This window comes from Aliivibrio sp. SR45-2 (assembly GCF_963890165.1).
Lineage (GTDB): Bacteria > Pseudomonadota > Gammaproteobacteria > Enterobacterales > Vibrionaceae > Aliivibrio > Aliivibrio salmonicida.
Map to the genome: position 1 here is coordinate 1 of NZ_CAWPRC010000043.1, position 1,985 is coordinate 1,985.

The 1,985-nt window shown below is 40.7% G+C and carries 1 protein-coding gene; it reads right to left on the reverse strand.

The genetic code is table 11. The features are described from left to right. Positions 1-1,970 (reverse strand): laminin G domain-containing protein (locus tag AACV33_RS02035; RefSeq protein WP_182700709.1); only part of this gene is annotated, 1,970 nt, incomplete at its 3' end. Positions 1,971-1,985: the final 15 nt, after the last annotated feature.

The following is a 1,985-nucleotide window of genomic DNA, read 5'->3' on the forward strand; positions in this document are numbered from 1 at the left end:
GTTATTTGCCCTGAGAATAAATCGGTTGCTAGGTATTGTTTATTCAGCGCCCCTATCCATAATGCCAATCCTGAGCGTTTATACTTATTGTCATAATTTCGAGAAAACATCAATTCTCCATTAATATAAACTTGGGAGCCCTCGGCATTATGCGTCATCCCAAGATGACTCCATTCGCCTACTTTTATTGGCTTAGGCTCTGAGCTGCTTTTGGAATAGCCTCCTCCGTAATGCATATATTCTCGGCCATACCTGCTAACGCCTAAATAACTGCGCCCATAAGTTGAACTATCACTGCTGCCTGATAATTGAAGGGTAATCGCATCAGTTTTAACCCAGTACATCATGCTGAACTCTGAGCCTTCAGGGGCGATGCCACTGATGGCATAGCCATCATTATCACTAACATCTAATAATGCAGAGCCTGACTCCTCCTTAATATCTTCAAGGTTCGCTTGAACTGCTACATAATCCACATAGCTTGACCAATAACTTTCATCTAAATTAATATTTATCTCATTAGGATCGGGGACAAGAGGATCGCTACCAATTTGATATTCAGCGCCATCCTCAATACCATCGTTATCAGTATCTGGACGACATGGATTTGTACCAGATTGATACTCTTCACCATCAAATAAGCCGTCGCTGTCGCTGTCCGAGTTATTCGGATCAGTACATAAAGCTTGTTCAACTTCGTCGAATAAACCATCACCATCACTATCTAAGCTTCCAACCTTCTCAGTTAGATGAGCGCCATGAACTAGCTTAAGATCATATCGACCTGATACGTTGTTATATACCCAATCACCGCGCCAACGATTGAAATCATAGGCTGCTTGCAAATTGAGTTCAGTTCCATTTGGCATTTCAACCATATATTGACGGATTTCTTTTTGGTTTAATCCTCGATCCCAAATCTGAACATCCGTTAACTGGCCACGTAATAAACTTTCTACAACCCCTTTTGAATTTAAAGCCCCAAACCACAATGCAAATTTTGAAGGTACATAACCACTATCGCCGCTGTACAAATACATCAACTCTGCATTGATATACACACGAATACCTTTATCATCCACACTTAACGCTAAATGCACCCATTGATTCTCTTTAATTGGGGATGGTTTGCTGCCTGTATTAGAACCCCGTTTACCAAAACGTACATATTCTCTCCCCCTGCTATTTATTCCTAAATAACTTTGTTGAGATGATGTAACCCCACGGCTACCTGATATCTGAGTCTTAATCTCTGTCGCTTTAACCCAATACATCATAGTAAAATCATGGCTTTTTGGCACAATTCCACTAATGGCATACCCTGTATTATCAGTTACGTCCAACAACGCTGAACCCACTTCCTCTGGGGTTCCTTGCTCTATTGCTTGCTCTGTTTCATGATGCACATAGGTTTCCCAATAACTTTCATCCAATACCTCATTAGTATCACCAGAATCTTGATTAAGCGGGTCACTGCCTATCTGCTGCTCAAAACCATCCTCAATCCCATCACCATCAGTATCTGACAAGCAAGGATCTGTACCTAAATTAAGCTCATCACCATCAGATAAACCATCCTTATCAGTGTCGGGATCATTTACGTTTGTACATAAACCAGATTCAATATCATCAGAAATCCCATCGCCATCACTGTCCACTTTTTTAATTTGCTCTGTAAGGTGAGCACCATTCACTAATTTTAAATCGTATTTCCCTGATGCTTTGTTGTATACCCAATCACCACGCCTGCGATTAAAGTCGTACGCAGCTTGTAAGTTTTCTTCAGTACCTTTGGGCATTTCTGCCATATACTGACGAACTTCTTTTTGAGTTAACCCTCTATTCCACACTTGCACATCAGTTATTTGCCCTGAGAATAAATCGGTTGCTAGGTATTGTTTATTCAGCGCCCCTATCCATAATGCCAATCCTGAGCGTTTATACTTATTGTCATAATTTCGAGAAAACATCAATTCTCCATTAAT